Below are 18517 nucleotides of genomic sequence, written 5' to 3'. Positions count from 1 at the left end.
GCAAGGACGATGCCATCCGCGTGATGCACGGCGCGCCGGCAATCCAGGCAACGAGGCGGCGAACAGTCTGCGCCCGCCGCGTGACACACTGTGCGGGACGGCGTTTTCCCTGTCCTCCCTGTTTCGGGTGGGGGTGCGGTTCGTCAGGCGCACTTAACGTGGCGACGTGCAGCTTGCACTCCGCGCGAGCGCGCGCGGCGAAACCTACAACGCACCCCGCGGCCCGAACGGGCGCCGCATTTTTGAGCCGATCCGACCCATGAACTCACTCGACGGTTACAGGCCACGCGCGGCGTGGTTGACGACGCTGATGCTGACGGCGCTTGCCCTCATCAATTTCCTCGACAAGATCGTGCTCGGCATGGTGGCCGTGCCGCTGATGCGCGATCTGAACCTGTCGCCGGCGCAATTCGGCGTCGTCGCGGGAAGCTTCTTCTGGCTGTTCGCCGTATCGACGGTGCTGGTCGGCTTTCTGTCGAACCGCATCCAGACCCGCTGGCTGCTGCTCGCGATGGGCGTCATGTGGGCCGTGCTGCAGATTCCGCAGGCGCTCTTCAGCAGCATGGCCGCATTTCTCCTGAGCCGCATGGTGCTCGGCGCGGCGGAAGGCCCGTTCTATCCCGTTTCCGTACACGCGCTCTACAAATGGTTTCCCGACGAAAAGCGCAACATGCCGGTCGCCTTGCTCAATCAGGGCGCGATGGTCGGCCTGCTGCTCGCGGGCCTGCTCATTCCGGTGATCACGCATCACTGGGGCTGGCGCATGAACTTCATCCTGCTCGGCATCGTCGGCGCGTTGTGGAGCGTCGTGTGGCTGTTCGTCGGACGCGAGGGCAATCTTGCGCGGCGTCCGCGCGGCAACGCCAGTGCCGACGCCGCGCCTCAGAAAGTGCCGTATCGCAAGCTCCTGAGCAATCCGACCGTCCTCAGCGTGTTCATGCTCGGTTTCGCCGCTTACTGGATGCTCGGCGCCAACACGACCTGGCTGATGAGTTACCTCGAAAAAGCGCTCGGCTTCTCCGGTATCGCGTCCGGACGCTGCTTCGCGCTCGTGATCGCCACCGCGGCGCCGTTCAGCCTCGGGCTCAGTTGGCTGTCGCAGCGCATGCTCGCTCGCGGGGCGTCGTCTCGCAGCGCACGCGTGCGTTTGCTGTGCGCCGCGTTCGCGATATCCGCGTGCCTTTTCTTCGCGCTGATGCTGCCGGGCCTCAGCTCCGCGCAGAAGGTCGCCGTGTTCGCGGTGGCCGGCGCGCTGCCGGCCGTGTGTTTCGCGCTCGCGCCCGCCGTGCTGTCCGAAGTCGTGCCGGATGCGCAGCGCGGCGCGCTCATCGGCATCCACACCGCGCTCGCGAGCACGGGCGCGGCGATCGCGCCGATGGTCATCGGCCGCATCGTGCAGGCGCACGGCAGCACGAGTGCCCACGCCTACGAACTGGGCTTCGCGACGACCGCCGCCATGCTGATCGTCGCCACGCTCATCGCGCTGCGCTGGATGCATCCGGATCGCGCGCCGCGCGCTTCGACCGAGCCGGTCGCGACGAGCGCCGCCTGAGCGCGGCTAGCGCGACACCTTCGCCTTGTACGCGAAGCGGTCGCCGCGAAACAGCAGTTCGGCGCAGCACAGCGCCTTGCCCTGAATGTCGAAAGGCGTGCACCGGACGCGCAGAAGCGGCGCGCCCGGATCCACCTTCAGCCGCCGCGCGTGCTCTTTCGTGGCGGCGATCGCGGCGCTCTCGGTTTCCAGATGCTTCAGCCGATAACCGAGGCGTTCTTCGAGAATGCTCGTGACGTCGTTCGTTTCGAGGTCTTCGGCGACGAGTGCGTCCATGAGCGCCGGGTCGGCCATCACCATGAACATGGCGACAGGCGCGGCGTCCCACAGACGCAAGGTCGTCGCGCAGACGAGCGTGTCGCCTTCGCTTAAGCCGAGCGCTTCCATCGCGAACGGCGGCGGCGTGATCGTCCGCACCGACAGCAGTTCGCCGTTGGCCGTCTGGCCGCGCTTGCGCGCCGCTTCGTAGAAACCGGTCAGTTGTCCGAGATCCGAGCGCTCCGACGGACGCGTGACGAAACTTCCCTTCCCGTTGATCTTCTCGATCAACCCGCTCGCATGCAGCCCGGCGAGCGCCTGCCGGATCGTGATGCGGCTCGCGCCATATTGTTCGACGAGTTCCGCTTCCGACGGCAGCTTGACGCCCGGCGCGAGATCGTTGGCGATGATCTGCTGCCGCAACGCTTCTTCGATCTGCCTGAAACGAGTTTGTGTCATGGCGCCCTTTTATCTTGTCCGGTGGATCGAAACACTGACGGCGATTGTAGCTGTCATGACAGGCTACGGGTTTTAACCGGTACACCTGTTATGACAGGCTGTGCGACCATGCTCGCGAGCATCGCGGCTCGGGCGCCTGTTTTGGCGACGCCGCATCAACGGGAGATCGACATGCAGCAAGCCGGTTCGACCATCGAAGCACGCACTTCCGATTCGGCTCCAGGCGAAATCTGGCCGTTCACCGTCACGCAGGCCACGCCCGCGATCGGCGCTTACGTGAGCGACATCGACCTGCGCCAGCCGCTCGACGAGCCGACGTATCTCGCGCTGCGCCGCGCGCTGATCCGCTACAAGGTGCTGTTCTTCCGCGATCAGGACATTACGCCCGCGCAGCACGTCGCGCTCGGGCAGCGGTTCGGCAAGCTGGAAGTGCATCCCGTCATCGCGCATCATCCCGATCATCCGGAGCTCGTCGTCTTCGACAAGTCCGACAAGAAGCGCGGCCGCGAAAACATCTATCACAGCGATGTTTCGTGGCGCGAAGTGCCGTCGATGGGCTCGATCCTGCGTTGCGCCGAATGTCCGCCAACCGGCGGCGACACCATCTGGGTGAACATGGCGCTCGCCTACGAGAACCTGCCCGCCGAAGTCAAAGCGCGTCTCGAGGGCCTCATCGCCGTGCACGATCTGATGCCGCTCTTCGGCTCGATGCTGCCGCCCGAACAGCGCATCACCGTGCGCGCGCAAAACCCGGCCGTCACGCATCCGGTGGTCCGCACGCATCCCGAATCCGGCGAGAAGCTGCTCTTCGTCAACGAGGCATTCACGACGCATTTCTCCAACTACGCGGAGATCGCGGGCTATCGCTTCGGCTTCGATCTCAAGCTGGCCGAAATGGACCTCCTTCAGTATCTGTTCCGGCAAGCGGCCGCGCCGGAATATCAAGTGCGCCTGAAATGGGAGCCGCACACGATCGCCTTCTGGGACAACCGCGCCACGCAGCACTATGCCGTTCAGGACTACTATCCCGCCGTGCGCCGCATGATGCGCGCGACGATCATCGGTGAGCGCCCGGTCTGAGCGCGTCATCACGCAATGGAGAAACCGTGAAAGAGTTGAACAAGTTCTATATCGGCGGACGTTGGGTCGAGCCGGCCGCCGGCGCGCATTTCGCCGACATCGTCAATCCCGCGACGGAAGACGTCATCGGCCGCGTGGCGATGGGCACGAGCGCCGACGTCGACGCCGCGGTCGCAGCGGCGCGCGCCGCGTTTCCCGCGTGGTCGCGCACGAGCGTCGCGACGCGCGCGGCGTTGCTGAGCCGCGTCATGACGCTGTACAAGGAACGCATGGGCGCGCTCGCCGACGCGATCACCACGGAAATGGGCGCGCCCGCATGGCTTGCGCGCGAGAAGCAGGCGCCCGCCGGACTCGGCCAGTTTCACGGCACGCTGACCGCGCTGCAGGACTTCCCGTTCGTCGCCACGCGCGGACGCACGCAGATCGTGCGCGAGGCGATCGGCGTGGCGGCGCTCATCACGCCGTGGAACTGGCCGCTCAATCAGATCGCGGCGAAAGTCGCGCCCGCGCTTGCGGCGGGCTGCACCATCGTGTTGAAGCCATCGGAAATCACGCCGCTCGACGCCGAGCTTTTCGCGCAGATTCTCCACGACGCGGGCGTGCCAGCCGGCGTGTTCAACATGATTTACGGCGATGGCGCCGACATCGGCGGGGCGCTCGCGAGCCATCGCGGTGTCGATATGGTGTCGATCACCGGATCGACGCGCGCGGGTGTCGATGTCGCGATGAAAGCGGCGCCGACCGTGAAGCGCGTCACGCAGGAGCTGGGCGGCAAGTCGCCGAACCTGATCCTCGACGACGCCGATCTGAAGAGCGCCGTATCGAACGGCGTGATCTTCTGCATGCTCAACTCCGGCCAGACGTGCATCGCGCCGACGCGCATGCTGGTGCCGAAGCGTCTGCACGACCACGCCGTAGCAATCGCTGCCGCGACCGCGAACGCGCTGACGGTCGGCGATCCGGCGCATCCCGATACCAAACTCGGCCCGATCTCGAATCGGCGTCAGTACGAGCGCGTGCAGCAGATGATCCAGCGCGGCATCGACGAAGGCGCGACGCTCGCAGCCGGCGGCCCCGGCCGGCCCGATACGCTCACGCGCGGCTTCTACGCGCGCCCGACCGTGTTCGCCAACGTGCGCAACGACATGAGCATTGCGCGCGAGGAAATTTTCGGTCCGGTCGTCGTGATGATTCCGTATTCGAGCGAAGACGAAGCCATCGACATCGCCAACGATACCGACTTCGGTCTCGCCGCCTACGTGTCGTCATCCGACGCGGCGCGCGCGCGTCGCGTCGCGGATCATCTGCGCGCGGGGGCGGTGATGCTCAACGGCGCGACGCTCGACCTGAACGCGCCTTTCGGCGGCTACAAGACATCCGGCAACGGTCGCGAGTTCGGCGAGCACGGTTTGTCCGAGTTCCTCGAAACGAAGTCGATCGCCGGCTGCGCGTAATGCAAACGCCCCGCGTCGGCGCAAACCGGCGCGGGGCCATGAAGGAACGTTCAAGCGCTATCAGAACGTCGAGAGCGTCAGCGTGTTGCGCACCGTTTTCACGCCCGGCACGCCCTGCGCCACGCGCGTCGCCTGCTCGATCTGCGCGACTTCGGGAACCCAGCCTTCGAGCAGCACGTCGCCGTCGGTGGCGCGCACAGTGATGCCGGCCGCGCGCATTCCCTTTGCGTCGGCGAGCGCGGTGAGGATCTTCCGGCGCAGCGCGCGATCCGCCGCTTTCGACGAAGTCTTGCCGCCATTCGCCGCCGATGCCATCGCCGGCACGGACGCGCTCACGGGCGCCGACGCGCCGCTCTGCGCGTTGCCATAAAACGATGCGCTGACGGCGGCGACGCCGATCATCAGCTTTGCAGTTCGAAGTAATTTCATAGTGTGATTTTCCGACATGTTTGTTGTAACGATGCTCGATGCGATGAATGCCGAACGGCGCACTCCGCCGCGCCCGCAGGTTCGGACGAAGCGCGCCCGCTGTCAATCAGAAGCGATGCGACATGCCGACGCCGACGAGCGTCTGATTCTCGCCCGCGGTCGTCGTGTAGCCGGGCCAGGCGGTCGTCGCGAGGCCGTTGTTCTTCATGAAGCCCGCGCGCGCATAAAGGGTCGTGCGCTTCGAGAGGCTATGATCCGCGCCGACCTGCACGCCCCAGGTGTTGTCATGCACGCCGCGCGCGAGGCGCTGAAAGCCGGCGATTTCGATGGCGTCGGCGGGCGTCGCCTGAATCGTCGCGCCGATTTCCGCGACGCTGAACGGATGCGCCGCGTTCAGCCGCGCCGCGACGGAACCCGCGGCCGGATTCTCCGGCTTGTGATACGTGTAGTTGGCCTGCAGATTCACGATGCCGATGCGATACGCGAGCGCCGCCGTGTAATGCTCGACGGACACCGTGTTCACCGCAGCCGGCAATCCCGGCAAGGTCTTCGATCCGGGATGCTGGAACTGATACGACACGCCTGCGTACAGCCCGTAACCGGAGTACGTGGCGGCCACATCGAGCATGTTGCCCGTGCTCTGCGGATACGGCTGCGTCACGGACGCCGCGAGCGCATACATGCCCCAAAGCTGGAATCCGCTGAGATTCGGCGACTTGTAGACGATCGCATTGCTCGAACGGCCGCCGCCCGTCTGCGTGGCGATCGTGTTTCGGTCGATGGAATTCGCCGATGCCGCGAGCGGCGAGAGCACTTCGTTCGCGCGAAACGGATCGGTCGGATAGAGCGACCAGAACGTCGGCTGATACTGCCGGCCGAACGTCAGCGAGCCGTACTTTTCGTGCGACAGACCGACCCACGCCTGACGATAGAACATCACCGAGGAATCGGCGAAAGCGGTGCCGTTGTTGATGTTGAAGCCGCTCTCCAGCGTGAACACGGCCTTCAGGCCGCTGCCGAGATCTTCGCTGCCCTTCAGGCCGACCATCGAACCGCTGTTGCCGCCGCTTCGCATCGACCAGGAATGCTGGCCGCCGTTGGCGTACCACTGAAAGAATGCGTCCGCGACGCCGTAAAGCGTGACGCTGGACTGGGCCGCCGCGCCGCTCGCCACGACCGCAAGGGCCGCACCGGCAACGCTCTTCCTGACGATACACATAGCTGTCTCCTCGTTATGGGTTTTTGGTCTCCCCGGCGCGTTTGTCCGATGCACGCGACGCACGCCGACGCCCCTCCGATCCCGTCCGATTCAGTGTTGCAGGGCGTCTTCGCGTCACCACTACCCGAATCGAGTAGGCGCGGGAATACCCCAGTTCGTTCGTCGAGCGAACCATTGCCGTACTCCGATAGTTCCCGCGCCGGACTACGCGTGTTCCCTAGCGGGCACGGCGCGTCGTGAACGCTAGAATCGCCGGCATCGGAGTTTTGTCCCACCTTGAAAGACGCAGGTGCTTGATGACTGAAACGATCCTCCTTCGCTATCCGAATCATTCCGATGACGACACCGCGCGGGCATCCGCGTCCGATCCGGCCTGCGCATCGCCGCGCATATCGACGCGCATCGTGGGCCGCGAGCGGCTCGTCGCGCAGCTCGTCGAAGCCCGGCGCAAGCGCTGCATCGTGATGCAAGGCCCGGCGGGCTACGGCAAGACGACCGCGCTCATCGCGTGGCGCGAGGCGCTTTATCCGCTAGCGTTTCAGGTCGCGTGGCTCACGCTGTCCGATGAAACCGACGACCTCGCCCGGTTCCTCGACGCACTGGCCGCGAGCCTCGCGCAAGTCGATCCGTCGATCGCCGGCGACGCCGCCCTGCTCGGCGGCCGCGGCCTCGACGACGAAGCGGTCGAACGCACGATCATCGCGCTGGTGCGCGGCATCGCGGGCCGTCAGGGCGATCTCGTGCTCGTGCTCGACGATCTGCATCGGCTGACGGATCGGCGCTGTCATCAATCGCTGCAATGGCTGCTCGATTACGCGCCGCCGAATCTGCATGTCGCGATCGCGTCGCGCGGCGCGATTCCGCTGTCCGTCGGCCGCATTCGCGACGAAGGTCTGCTGCTCGAACTCGACATGCGCGATCTGCGCTTTTCGATGGCGGAATCGTTCGCGTTTCTCAAATCGCAGCTTCGCGACATCGCCCCGCGCGACGCGCGCCGCATGCACGAAATGACCGATGGCTGGATCGCCGGGCTGCAGCTGATGGTGGTCGGCGCGAAGCGCGGGAACGTCGCGCCGAAGCAGCTCGCGCTCGATGAAGCGTTCGCGGACGCACCGCTGCTCGACATCCACACGTTCGCGGAGTATTTCGGACGCGAAGTGCTGTCGCGGCTCGCCGCGAGCGAATGCGAGCTGCTCATGCGGATGGCCGTGTGCGAGCGGCTCTGCGCGCCCTTGTGCGTCGCGCTGATCGGCGGCGCGGATCATCCCGACAGCGTGCTCAAGCTGCTCGCCCGTCTGGAAAGCGACAATCTCTTTCTCGCGCCCGCCGGTCAGGATGCACGCAATGTGTGGTATCGCCTGAATCCGCTCTTTCGCGAGACCTTGCTGGAGCGTTTTCGCGCACGCAGCGAGGCGCAGCAGCGGCAAGTGCATCACACGGCATGGCAGTGGTTCCGCGAGCACGATTACGCCGATGAAGCCGTGCGTCACGCCGTGCTCGCCGGCGAACCCGCCGCCGCCGCCGATCTCGTCGCGCAGATCGCGCGCGCCCTGCAGCCGCGCGGCGAACTGCGCCGGATCGTCGCGCTGATGCGTCTCTTGCCGCAAGCCGAGATTCAGGCGCGCGTCGGGCTGCGGCTCTGGATGATTCATCTGCATCTCTACAATCGCGAGTTCGACGCTTGCGCGAGCGAGATCGAACGGCTGCGCGCCGATCTCGCGCACGACGACACGCACTCGCGCTATCGCGTAACGCTGCTGGAAGCCGCGCTCGCGGTCCAGCGCGACGATCTCGACGCCGCCTGCACACTGCTGCCGCAGCTGCGCACGCTGCCGGACGACGCGCAAGGCATCACCATCGGCGCGCACAACAATCTGCTGACCTGGGCGCATACGCTGCGCGGCGAATTCGACGAAGCGCGCCGCGCGCAGACCGACCGCGCGCCCGTGCTCGCGGACGGCACGCCGCTCATGAGCACGTCGGCGGGCGTGCTGAGCGGGCGCGCGCTCGTGGGTTTCGGTCATCTGCTGGAAGGCGATCTGCTGCGCACCGAGCGCGTGTGCCGCGACGTGCTCCACGAGGCCGAACCGCGGGGCAGCGCCGCGGCGGAGGCGTCCGCGCTCGCCGCCGCGCTGCTCGGCGAAGTGCTCTACGAATCCGGCGATGCCGATCAGGCGTGCAAGCTGCTCGAAGAACGTCTCGACGTCATCGAGCGCGTGTCGTTTCCGGATGCGGTGACGAGCGTGCTCACGGTGCTGTCGTCATCGCGCTGGCTCGCGGGTCATCGGCTCGATGCGATCGCGTGTCTCGATCGGCTCGAGGATTACGCCGCGAAGCACGATCTGCGGCGCGCGCTCGCGCATTGCGTCGCGCAGCGCGTCCGGCGCGACTTGCAGGGCGGCCAGTTCGACGCCGCGCACGCGGGCCTCGCGCGGCTCGACGAACTGACCGCGCGCGCCGGCTCGCTCGCGCACGCGGCCGATTTCCGCTTCGTCGCGCAGCAGGCGCACATCGACTGGCGCATGGCGCACGAGGATCACGACGCGGCGGCGCATGCGCTCGCGCCGCTCATCGAACTGTGCCGGGCGCGCGGCTGGCAGCGACGCACCGTGTCTCTGGAAGTGCGCAGGGCTGTCACGGCGCACGTTCGCGGCGACGCGGATTCGGCGCGCCAGGTCATGCTGGACGCCGTGCGCCACGGACATCGCCTGGGCCTCGTGCGCACGCTGCTCGATGCGCATCCCGCCGCGCTGGATCTGATCGGCGCCGCCGTCCGGACCGAACCGCAGGGCGCGGTGTTGCAGTTCTACGCCGATCGTCTGCGCAGCGCGCAAGCGCGCGCGACGGCGAAGCGGCCGGACGCGCCAGGATCAGGCGTGCGCGCCGGCGAGGCGAAGGCGCCGGAAATCCTGAGCGTGCGGGAAACCAAGGTGTTGAGCCTGCTCGCGCAGGCGTTGCCGAACAAGAAGATCGCCCGGACGATGGGCATATCGCCCGAGACGGTCAAATGGCATCTGAAGAACATCTACAGCAAGCTCGGCGTGTCGAGCCGCGACGAAGCCGTCGCGCGCTCGCGGGACCTCGCGCTGAACGACGGCGCGTGATCCCGGACGCGCGCGTCTCACGCGGCGCGCGCGCGTGCCTCCGGCTCGATCGGCAGATTCGCCAGCACGTCGGCGTGAAATTCGGCATCGCCCAGACGTAGCGACGCCACCATCAGCGACTTGAAGTAATCGCCGACAGCCAGTTCCGCCGTAACGCCCATGCCGCCGTGCAACTGCACGGCCTGCTCGCCGACGAAACGCGCCGCGCGGCTCACGATCAGCTTCGCCGACGAAATCATGCGACGCCGCTCGATGACGCTCGGATGATCGATGGCCGATGCCGCCAGATGCGCCATCGACAACGCCAGTTCCTTTTGCACGGCCATGTCCGCGACGCGATGGCGCAACGCCTGAAAGCGCGCGAGCGGCTGGCCGAACTGCTTGCGCGTGCTCAGATATTCGGCCGTCATCTCGACGAGGCGTTCCAGCGCGCCCGCGCTTGCCGCGCATTGCGCCGCGATGCCGAGTTCGAGTGCGCTTTCGAGCATCGCTTCGCCGCGCGCGGTATCGCCGATGAGCGCGCTTTTCGGCACGCGCACCGCCTTCAGCGTGACTTGCGCATCGTGCGTGCCGTCGAGCGTCGGATAGGCGCGAATCGTCACGCCGGCAGCCGACGACGGCACGACGAACAGCGACATTGCCTGCGCCGACGCGTTCCACGCCGATACGATCAGCGATTGCGCGACGGCGCCATGCCATACGTGAACTTTCTCGCCGTCGAGCAGGAAGCCGTCGTCACGCACTTCGGCTACCGTCGACGGACGCGCGAAGTCGTAGCGGGCACACGGCTCCTGATACGCGAGCGTCACGATCTCGCGGCCTTCGGCGATCGGCGGCAGCCACGCTTCGCGTTGCGCTTCGGTGGCGTATCGCTGAATCAGCCCGGCCGCCATGACCGCGCACGGAATGAGCGGCTCTGGCAAGCACGCGCGGCCCGCTTCGAACTGAATGGCGAATGTGTCCGTGGCTTGGCCATCGAAACCGCCGTGCTCGGAGCCGATCACGAGCCCCAGCACGCCGAATTCCGCGTAGGTTCGCCACGCGTCGCGGCTGAAACCGTTCGCCTTGCGGCGCGCCTCCAGCGGATAGCGCTCTTCCGTGAAGCGCCTCAGGCTGTCCGCGAGCTGGCGCTGTTCTTCGCTGTATGAAAAGTCCATGTCCGATCTCATCCCTCGATGACCGCTTTCGCAATGATTTCCTTCTGCACCTCGTTCGTGCCGCCGTAGATGGTCGGCTTGCGCATCTCCAGATAGAAGCTGCCGATGCTCGCGCCATGACCGGGATCGGGCGTCCATCCGTCGAAGCCGTCGGCGAGCCAGTCGGGCGAGAACGGCACCGCATTCGGCCCGGCGATATCGAGTTGCAGCGCCGACAACGACTGCTGCAGTTCGGACCCGCGAATCTTGAGGATCGACGATTCCACGCCCGCGCCGCGCTGACTCGCCTGCGACGCGACGCGCATCAGCAGCATTTCGAGCGCCAGCACTTCGGCCTCGATGCACGCGATCTTCTCGCGCACGCGCAAGTCGTCCGCGAGCGGCTTGCCGTGGCGGCGCTCGCGCTGCGCCAGCGCCTTCACGTAATTCAGCTCGCGTCTGCAATTGCCGATGCCCGCGATACCCGTGCGCTCGTGGCCGAGCAGGTATTTCGCGTAGGTCCAGCCGCAGTTCTCCTCGCCGACGAGGTTTTCGACGGGCACCTTCACTTCGTCGATGAAGACTTCGTTGACATCGGTGAGGCCTTCGAGCGTGCGGATCGGACGCACGGTGATGCCGGGGCTTTTCATGTCGATCAGCAGCAGCGAGATGCCGCTTTGCGGCTTCGCTTCGGGATCGGTTCGCACGAGACAGAACATCCAGTCGGCGTGCTGCGCGTAGGTCGTCCAGGTCTTTTGCCCGTTGACGATGTAATGGCCTCCGTCGCGCACCGCCCGTGTTTTCAGCGAGGCGAGATCCGAACCCGCGCCCGGTTCGGAATAGCCTTGACACCACCAGTCCTCGGCGGTCGGAATGCGCGGCAGGAAGCGCGCCTGCTGCGCCTTGCCCGCGAACTTCATCAGCACCGGGCCGATCATGTTGAGGCCGAATGGAAGCTGACGCGGCGCACCCGCGATGCCGCATTCGATGTCGAACAGCAGCCGCTGCAACGCACTCCAGCCCGTGCCGCCGAACTCGGCCGGCCAGCCGGGCGCGCCCCAGCCATGCTGATACAGAATGCGCTGCCAGCGCACGAAGTCGTCGGCATCGAGGTGACGATGATTGAGCACTTTCTCTCGCAGATCCACGGGCAGGTTCTCCGCGAGAAAGCGGCGTACCTGGTCGCGGAACGCGAGATCCGCGCTTGAATAGCTGAGGTTCATGGCACTTCCTTCTGGAGGCGCCCCTTCGCGGAGCGCCTGAGTTAGCGTCGGCTGGCGGCTCAGCGCGTGCGTGAGCGCGCCGGAATTTCGTTGCGCTCGTCCTGCGTCAACACAAGATCCCAGATTTGCTGCGCAACCGGGTTCTGACGCTCCTCGTACAGATGCGCGATGAGCCCCGCCGCGCGCCCGACGAGCATGAAGCCGCGCGCGAGCAGCGGATCGAGCGACATGTCCGCGACGATCGCACCGATCGCGCCCACGGCGTTGAGCGGCAGGTTCTTGCCGTGCTCGTCGCGCAGCACGCGCTCGATCGCGAACACGAGCCGCCAGTGCTTGCCGAAATAGCCGTTGTCGCGCGATGCCTGCGCGAGCGTCGCGACGCGCGGATCGCCGTGGATGTGGATCGGATGCCCGACGCCGTAGATCGGCTGCTTCGCTTCCTTCGCGCGCCGCACGGTCTCGCGCGCGCACGCGGTGATGTCGTCCTCGCTCGCGTCGTCGCGCAATTCGCGACCGGCCTTGATAAGCATCTCCGACGCGTTCTGCGTCGTGCCGAGAAAGACGCTGCCCGCGCCGAGGAGCCCAGCCGCGACCGCCGCCTGCATCGCCTCGGGCGCGCCGAGATACGTGAGACGCGCGCTCATCGCGGAAGGCGTCAGGCCGTGATCGCACGCCGTCACGAGAATGAGATTGACCATGCGCTTTTCGCGCTCGTCGGGCACGCGGTTCAGGATCGTCAACATCATCGTTTCGACGAAGTCGAGTTTGCCCAGAATGTCCTTCGACAGATCCTTGCCGCGCACGGTGATCCTGTCGATCGTCGTGTAGCCGATTTCGGTGCTGACCATGCTGTCTCCTTATGAATCGTTCTGCGCGCGGCGCAGGACCATCATGCGTACGTCGCATTCGCAGACGGTCTCGCCGCGCTGATTGACCGCCACACGCCTGAAATCGACGATGCCGCGCGCCGGGTTCGACGTCTCGCGCCTGTCGCTGATTTCGATGCGCGCCTTGATCGTGTCGCCGATGAGCGTCGGCTTCGGAAAGCGGATGCGCGTCTCCAGCATGCCGATCAGCGACGGCTCGAGCAGTTGATTGACCACCGTGCGCGTGTTCAATCCCGACACGATCGACGCGACGAGCATGCCGTGCGCGATGCGCGCGCCCCACGGCGTGCTCGCGGCGTATTCAGCATCGACGTGCACGCGGTTGTAATCGGCGGAAAGCGCGGCGAAGCTCACGACGTCCGCTTCGGTCACGGTGCGGCTCGCCGTTTCGAACGAGAAGCCCGGCTCCAGGTCTTCCCAGTAGTAGCGCGCGGTGTGGAGGTCGCGCGGCGCGAGCATGTTTTCCTGGTTCATGCGCGCCTCACACGATGGCCGACATGCCGAGCACTTCGCGCCCGACGATCAGCGTCTGCACTTCGGCGGTGCCTTCGGGAATGGTGCCGCCGCTCGTGTCGCGGAATATGCGCTCCAGCGGATACTCCGTCGAATAGCCGATGCCGCCGTGCACGCCGATCGCGATCTTCGCCACTTCATGCGCCGCTTCGGCGGCATAGAGCTTCGCGATCGAGCATTCGATGCGCGCGGGCAAACCCTTCTGCAACGCGACGGCCGCCTTGTAGCCGAGCGCGCGCGCAGCTTCGGTGCGCACCATCATGTCGACGATATGCTTCTGCACGAGCTGGAACTGGCCGATCGGCTTGCCGAACTGCTTGCGCGTCTTCGCGTATTCGACGGACAGATCGAGCGCCGCCTGCGCCGCGCCGACCGCGCCCATCGCAATATTCATGCGGCCGTAGTTCAGTCCGATCGCCATCACCTTTAGGGCGCCGCCTTCCGCGCCGAGCAGGTTTTCCTTCGGAATGCGCAGATCGTTGAGAAAAAGCTCGGACGTGCCCGACGCCTTCAGCACCATCTTGTCGACGAGCCGCGCCTCGACGGGCGTCTGCGACTTGTCGACCAGAAAGAGCGAGTGGCCGCCGTCGCACGTCTTGCTGTGCGTGCGCGCGAGCACGATGACGTAATCGGCCGCGACGCCGTTCGTGATCCACAGCTTCGTGCCGTTGAGCACGTAGTGATCGCCGCGATCTTCGGCGCGCGTTTCGATGCCCGCCGGATTCGAGCCGTGATTCGGCTCGCTGAACGCGACGCACGCGCCCTTTTGCGACGCAAGCACGGGCGCGAGAAAGCGCGCCTTCTGCTCGTCGTTGCCCTGATGCGAAACGAGGCGGCAGAACACGTTCGTGATATTGACGATGGTGCGCAGCGAGCCCCAGAAATAGCCGCATTCTTCGAGCATCATCGCCCAGGTGACGAAATCGAGGCCCATGCCGCCGTCTTCTTCCGGCAGCAGGCCGCCGATATAGCCGAACTGGCTCACGCCCGCGAGCAGGTCGAGCGGAATGCGCCGCGCCTTCTCGCATTCGTCGATGCGCGCCACGACTTCATTGCGCATATAACGGCGGATGCTGTCGCGCAGCGCGACCTGATCCGCGTCGAAATCAAAATCCATGTGCCACCTGCGTCTTCGAATGATGGGTAAATGAATGCGCGTTCAGGACGAGAAGCGCCCGCCCGTGACGTACAGCGTGACGCCGGAGATGTAGCGCGCGCGCTCCGACGCGATGAACGCAACCGCCGACGCGATGTCGCTGGGCATGCCGAGAAAGCCGACCGGCGTTTTCGCGATCGCCGAGTCGCGCAGCGTTTCGTACGTGGGATTGGCGCGCATCAGTTCGGTCTCGACGAAGCCCGGCGCGACCGCGTTCACGGTGATGCCGAACTTCGCCTGTTCGAGCGCGAGCGCGCGCGTGAAACCGATCAGGCCGAGTTTGGCGGCGCTGTAGTTGGTTTGCCCCGGATTGCCGAACACGGAGCGCGAAGAGATGTTCACGATGCGCCCCCACTTGCGCGCCATCATGCCGGGCAACACCGCGCGGCTGCTGTGAAACGCGCCTTTCAGGATCACGTCGACGACGGAGTCCCATTCGGGCTCGGTCATCTTCGTCAGATAGCGGTCCTTGTTGAAGCCCGCGTTGTTCACGAGGATGTCGACGCCGCCGAAGGCTTCGTCCGCCGCGTTCGCGACGTGCCGCACTTCGTCCTCGCTGCATACGTCGCAGCGCACCGCGATCGCCTGCGCGCCGCTCTTTTGCAGACCGCTTGCAACTTCGTCTGCGGCGGCGGCGTCGATATCGGACACGACGATGCGCGCGCCTTCCGCCGCCAGCATGCGCGCGACTTCCGCTCCAATGCCGCGTCCGCTGCCCGTGACGAGCGCGACCTTCCCGGCGATACCCAGATCCATGACGTCTCCCTTTGATTCGATGGCTTCACCGATGCGCGTTTTCAGCGACTTCGCGTTGTGCCGCATCGTGGAATGAAGATACGCTGCGGCGCCACAGGAGCCGCCACCCACCTCGGGTGGTCGCCGCCTTGCGCGCAAGCCGTATGCTTCTGAAAAGTGCAGAGCGCTCGAATCAGGCACCCAAGCCCGATCGGAAAGAAGCCAAACATGCTCAGGAGACAGGCGTAATGAGTACGTTAGAAGCAAGCGACGCGACGAAGCCGCGATATCGTCCCGTGCGGTTTCCGCAACGCCGCACGCTCGTCGAGCTCCGCGCCGACGGCACGCTGATTCTTCGCTGCGACCGTCCGTTGCCGGACATCGCGCAGCGTTCCTTCGCCGATTTCATTCCGCTCTGGGCCGCCGAACGCGGCGACACGCCCGCCTTCTGCGAGCGCGGCGAAGACGGCGCGTGGCGCGCGTTGAGCTGGAGAGAACTGTGGCGGCAAGTCCGCACGGTCGGCGCCGCGCTGCTCGAAATGGGCCTCGGCGCGGAACGTCCGCTGATGCTGCTGTCCGGCAACTCGATCGAACAGGCTGTCGTGCTGCTCGCCGCCGAATACGCGGGCATTCCGAGCGCGCCCATTTCGCCCACTTATGCGCTGCTCAGCAAGGACTTCGCGCGACTCAAGGCGATTTGCGAACGCGTGCCGCCCGGCGCGGTGTTCGTGCAGGAAACCGGTCCGTTCGCGCGGGCGCTCGCGGCGCTGCCGCTGAACGGCGCGCCTGTCATCGCAGTGAAACAGGCGCTGGCAGGACACATCGCATGGGACGCGTTGACCGCTCTTCCGCTATCGGACGCGCGGCTGCAAACGGTCGAGCAAGCGCATGCGGCCATCCAAAACGACGACACCGCGCGCGTGCTCTTCACCTCCGGCTCGACCGGCGCACCGAAGGGCGTGCGCCTCACGTACCGCAATCTCGGCGCGGTGGCGGCCTACTATTCGGACAATCTCGCGTGGCTGCGCGAATCGCAGCCCGTGTTCCTCGACTGGCTGCCGTGGCATCACGGCCTGGGCGGCGTGCTGCATCTCGGGCGCGCAATCCAGTTCGGCGCGACGCATTACATCGACGATGGCCGGCCGCTTCCCGGCATGATCGAGCGCACGCTGCGCAATCTTCGCGACGTCGCGCCGACCATCTATACGAGCGTGCCGTCCGCCTGGGCCGCGCTGTCGAACGAACTCGAACGCGATCCGCTGCTCGCACAGAATCTCTTCGGCAAAGCCAGCTTCTTCGGATATGGCGGCGCGAGCATGCCGGTCGAAGTGTGGAACCGCATTCAGGCCGTCGCGGAGAAGACCATCGGCGAGCGCATGACGTTCTGCTCGGGACTCGCGGCCACGGAAACGTCGGGAATGGGCACGTACTGCGGCTGGGCGACCGACACACCGGGCAATATCGGCACGCCGTCGCTCGGCACCGAAGTCAAGCTGCTGCCGCTTCCGGGCGGCGACGGACGCTATGAAATCCGCATGCGCGGCCCGAACGTGTTCGGCGGCTACATCGGCCAGCCGGATTTGACTGCCGCCGCTTTCGACGAAGAAGGCTTCTTCCGTTTCGGCGATGCCGTGCGCCTCGCCGATCCCGCCGATCCGGCGAGGGGCATGGAGTTCGCGGGCCGCACCGTCGAAGACTTCAAGCTCGCGAACGGCAGCTGGGTGCGCGTCGGCGCGTTGCGGCTCGCGCTCGTCGACTGCTGCGCGCCGCTCGTTTCCGACGCCGTGATCTGCGGTCACGACCGCGACTATCTCGCGGCGCTCGCCTGGCCGAACGTCGCGGCATGCCAGCGCCTCGCGCCCGAGCTCGCGTCGCTGGATGCGAAGTCGCTCATCGCGCATCCGCTCGTCATCGAAGCTTTGCGCGAACGGCTCGTGCGGCAAAAGCCCGCCGGCGCGACGCTCGTCATCGAACGGCTCATGCTGATGGCCGACCCGCCATCGCTCGATGCCAACGAAATCGCCGACAAAGGATACGTCAATCAGGCGACCACGCGCGCGCGCCGGGCGCATCTGATCGACGAGCTGTACGGGACCGAACCGGGCCAGCACATCGTCCGCGCGCGCCGATAACAAAACAAGAGGAGCTTGCAATGCACATCAATCGAACCGTCTTCAGAGACGATCACGAAATGCTTCGGACTACTGCGCGCAGATTCTTCGAGCGCGAATGCGTTCCGCGCCAGGCGCAATGGGACAAGGCCGGTTGCGTGGATCGTGAAACATGGCTCAAGGCCGGCAAGCAAGGGCTGCTGTGCACGTCGATTCCGTCGGAGTACGGCGGCGGCGGCGGCGACTTCGGGCACGTCGCCGTGCTCGTCGAAGAGATGGCGCACACGGGCGTGAGCGGACCGGGCTTTGGCGTGCACTCGGACATCGTCGCACCGTATATCGCGCGCATCGGCAATGAAGAGCAGAAGCAGAAATGGCTTCCCGCGATTTGCGCGGGCGAGCAGATTCTCGCGATCGCGATGACCGAGCCCGGCGTCGGCAGCGATCTCAAAGCCGTGCGAACCACCGCGCGGCGCGAAGGCAACGAGTACGTCATCAACGGCAGCAAGACCTTCATCACGAACGGTCTGAACTGCGATCTGATCGTGGTCGTCTGCACGACCGATCCGGCCGCGGGCGCGAAGGGCGTGAGCCTGATCGTCGTCGAAGCGACGCGCGAAGGCTTTCGCCGCGGCCGCAAGCTCGACAAGGTCGGATTGCACGCGCAGGACACCGCCGAACTCTTCTTCGACGACGTGCGCGTGCCCGTCGCGAACCGGCTCGGCGACGAAGGCAAGGGCTTCGCCTATCTGATGGCGGAATTGCCGCAGGAACGGCTCTCGATCGCGGTGAGCGCGGCGGCGCGTCTCGAAACCTGCCTGCAGCACACGATCGATTACGTGAAGGACCGTCGCGCGTTCGGACAGACCGTGTGGGACTTTCAGAACACCAAGTTCAAGCTCGCGGACGTCAAGGCGCAGGCGATCGCGGTGCGTCTGATGATCGATCACTACATCGGCGAGCACACGCGCCGCCGGCTGACGCTCGAGGAATCCGCGATCGCCAAGCTCTATTCGACCGAAGCGCTCGGCAAGGCGCTCGACGAGATGGTGCAACTGCACGGCGGCTACGGCTACATGCTGGAGTATCCGGTGGCGCGCGCATTCGTCGACGCCCGTGTCTCGCGCATTTTCGGCGGCACCAGTGAAGTCATGCGAGACCTCATCTCGCGCAAGCTCTGAATCCATCGAATCCTCAATCA

The 18517-nt window shown here is 65.9% G+C and carries 15 protein-coding genes; 6 read left to right on the top strand and 9 right to left on the bottom strand.

Translation table 11 applies throughout. From position 1 onward, the window contains the following. Positions 1-259: 259 nt before the first annotated feature. Positions 260-1552, top strand: coding sequence for an MFS transporter (locus tag NCS03_RS24140; protein WP_008347351.1), 1293 nt, complete (start codon positions 260-262; stop codon positions 1550-1552). Positions 1553-1558: 6 nt separating this feature from the next. Here NCS03_RS24140 and NCS03_RS24135 read toward each other — a convergent pair whose 3' ends face one another. Beyond that, on the bottom strand, positions 1559-2269 hold the full coding sequence (locus NCS03_RS24135; RefSeq protein WP_008347350.1) for a GntR family transcriptional regulator: 711 nt from the start codon (positions 2267-2269) through the stop codon (positions 1559-1561). Positions 2270-2440: 171 nt separating this feature from the next. Here NCS03_RS24135 and NCS03_RS24130 point away from each other — a divergent pair, with 171 nt between their 5' ends. Together NCS03_RS24130 and NCS03_RS24125 are read left to right on the top strand one after the other, a co-directional pair. Further along, positions 2441-3349, top strand: coding sequence for a TauD/TfdA dioxygenase family protein (locus NCS03_RS24130; RefSeq protein ID WP_250458059.1), 909 nt, complete (start codon positions 2441-2443; stop codon positions 3347-3349). Between the two features lie 26 nt (positions 3350-3375). After that, positions 3376-4803 carry an aldehyde dehydrogenase family protein gene (locus NCS03_RS24125; RefSeq protein ID WP_175982023.1) on the top strand — a complete coding sequence of 476 codons (1428 nt, stop codon included), beginning with the start codon at positions 3376-3378 and terminating at the stop codon, positions 4801-4803. Positions 4804-4863: 60 nt separating this feature from the next. On the opposite strand, the gene NCS03_RS24120 is transcribed toward NCS03_RS24125, so the two are convergent. Both NCS03_RS24120 and NCS03_RS24115 read right to left on the bottom strand, forming a co-directional pair. Next, positions 4864-5232: a BON domain-containing protein gene (locus NCS03_RS24120; protein ID WP_063828775.1), complete on the bottom strand. Its 369-nt coding sequence runs from the start codon at positions 5230-5232 to the stop codon at positions 4864-4866. Between the two features lie 106 nt (positions 5233-5338). Then, positions 5339-6451 carry a porin gene (locus NCS03_RS24115; RefSeq protein WP_250529953.1) on the bottom strand — a complete coding sequence of 371 codons (1113 nt, stop codon included), beginning with the start codon at positions 6449-6451 and terminating at the stop codon, positions 5339-5341. Between the two features lie 296 nt (positions 6452-6747). Between NCS03_RS24115 and NCS03_RS24110 the strand changes: the two genes are divergently transcribed. Continuing rightward, complete coding sequence (locus NCS03_RS24110) at positions 6748-9555, top strand: winged helix-turn-helix domain-containing protein (protein ID WP_250529952.1); 2808 nt, start codon at positions 6748-6750, stop codon at positions 9553-9555. A gap of 17 nt (positions 9556-9572) precedes the next feature. Here the strand turns inward: NCS03_RS24110 and NCS03_RS24105 are convergent, their stop codons facing one another. Genes NCS03_RS24105 through NCS03_RS24080 form a run of 6 tightly spaced genes read right to left on the bottom strand, consistent with a single transcriptional unit; the run spans position 9573 to position 15226 of the window. After that, positions 9573-10712: an acyl-CoA dehydrogenase family protein gene (locus NCS03_RS24105; RefSeq protein WP_250529951.1), complete on the bottom strand. Its 1140-nt coding sequence runs from the start codon at positions 10710-10712 to the stop codon at positions 9573-9575. An 8-nt stretch (positions 10713-10720) separates the two neighbouring features. Then, complete coding sequence (locus tag NCS03_RS24100) at positions 10721-11914, bottom strand: acyl-CoA dehydrogenase family protein (RefSeq protein ID WP_250529950.1); 1194 nt, start codon at positions 11912-11914, stop codon at positions 10721-10723. 59 nt (positions 11915-11973) lie between these two features. Further along, entirely contained in the window at positions 11974-12762 is a 789-nt protein-coding gene (locus tag NCS03_RS24095) for a citryl-CoA lyase (protein WP_250529949.1), read from the bottom strand. Positions 12763-12771: 9 nt separating this feature from the next. Beyond that, positions 12772-13275, bottom strand: a complete 504-nt coding sequence (locus NCS03_RS24090) for a MaoC family dehydratase (RefSeq protein ID WP_008347330.1) — start codon at positions 13273-13275, stop codon at positions 12772-12774. A gap of 7 nt (positions 13276-13282) precedes the next feature. Further along, entirely contained in the window at positions 13283-14431 is a 1149-nt protein-coding gene (locus tag NCS03_RS24085) for an acyl-CoA dehydrogenase family protein (protein WP_008347329.1), read from the bottom strand. A 42-nt stretch (positions 14432-14473) separates the two neighbouring features. Then, the gene (locus NCS03_RS24080; RefSeq protein WP_250529948.1) at positions 14474-15226 is read right to left on the bottom strand and encodes an SDR family NAD(P)-dependent oxidoreductase; all 753 of its coding nucleotides are present in this window, start codon (positions 15224-15226) and stop codon (positions 14474-14476) included. Positions 15227-15453: 227 nt separating this feature from the next. Between NCS03_RS24080 and NCS03_RS24075 the strand changes: the two genes are divergently transcribed. Both NCS03_RS24075 and NCS03_RS24070 read left to right on the top strand, forming a co-directional pair. Next, positions 15454-17337: a feruloyl-CoA synthase gene (locus NCS03_RS24075; protein WP_250529947.1), complete on the top strand. Its 1884-nt coding sequence runs from the start codon at positions 15454-15456 to the stop codon at positions 17335-17337. A gap of 20 nt (positions 17338-17357) precedes the next feature. Beyond that, on the top strand, positions 17358-18497 hold the full coding sequence (locus NCS03_RS24070; RefSeq protein WP_008347322.1) for an acyl-CoA dehydrogenase family protein: 1140 nt from the start codon (positions 17358-17360) through the stop codon (positions 18495-18497). Positions 18498-18517 lie beyond the last annotated feature (20 nt).

It is taken from the genome of Caballeronia sp. ATUFL_F1_KS4A, assembly GCF_023630905.1.
Classification (GTDB): Bacteria; Pseudomonadota; Gammaproteobacteria; order Burkholderiales; family Burkholderiaceae; genus Caballeronia; species Caballeronia zhejiangensis.
Note: the sequence above shows the minus strand (reverse complement) of the source record. Positions and strands in the feature narration are given on the sequence as shown.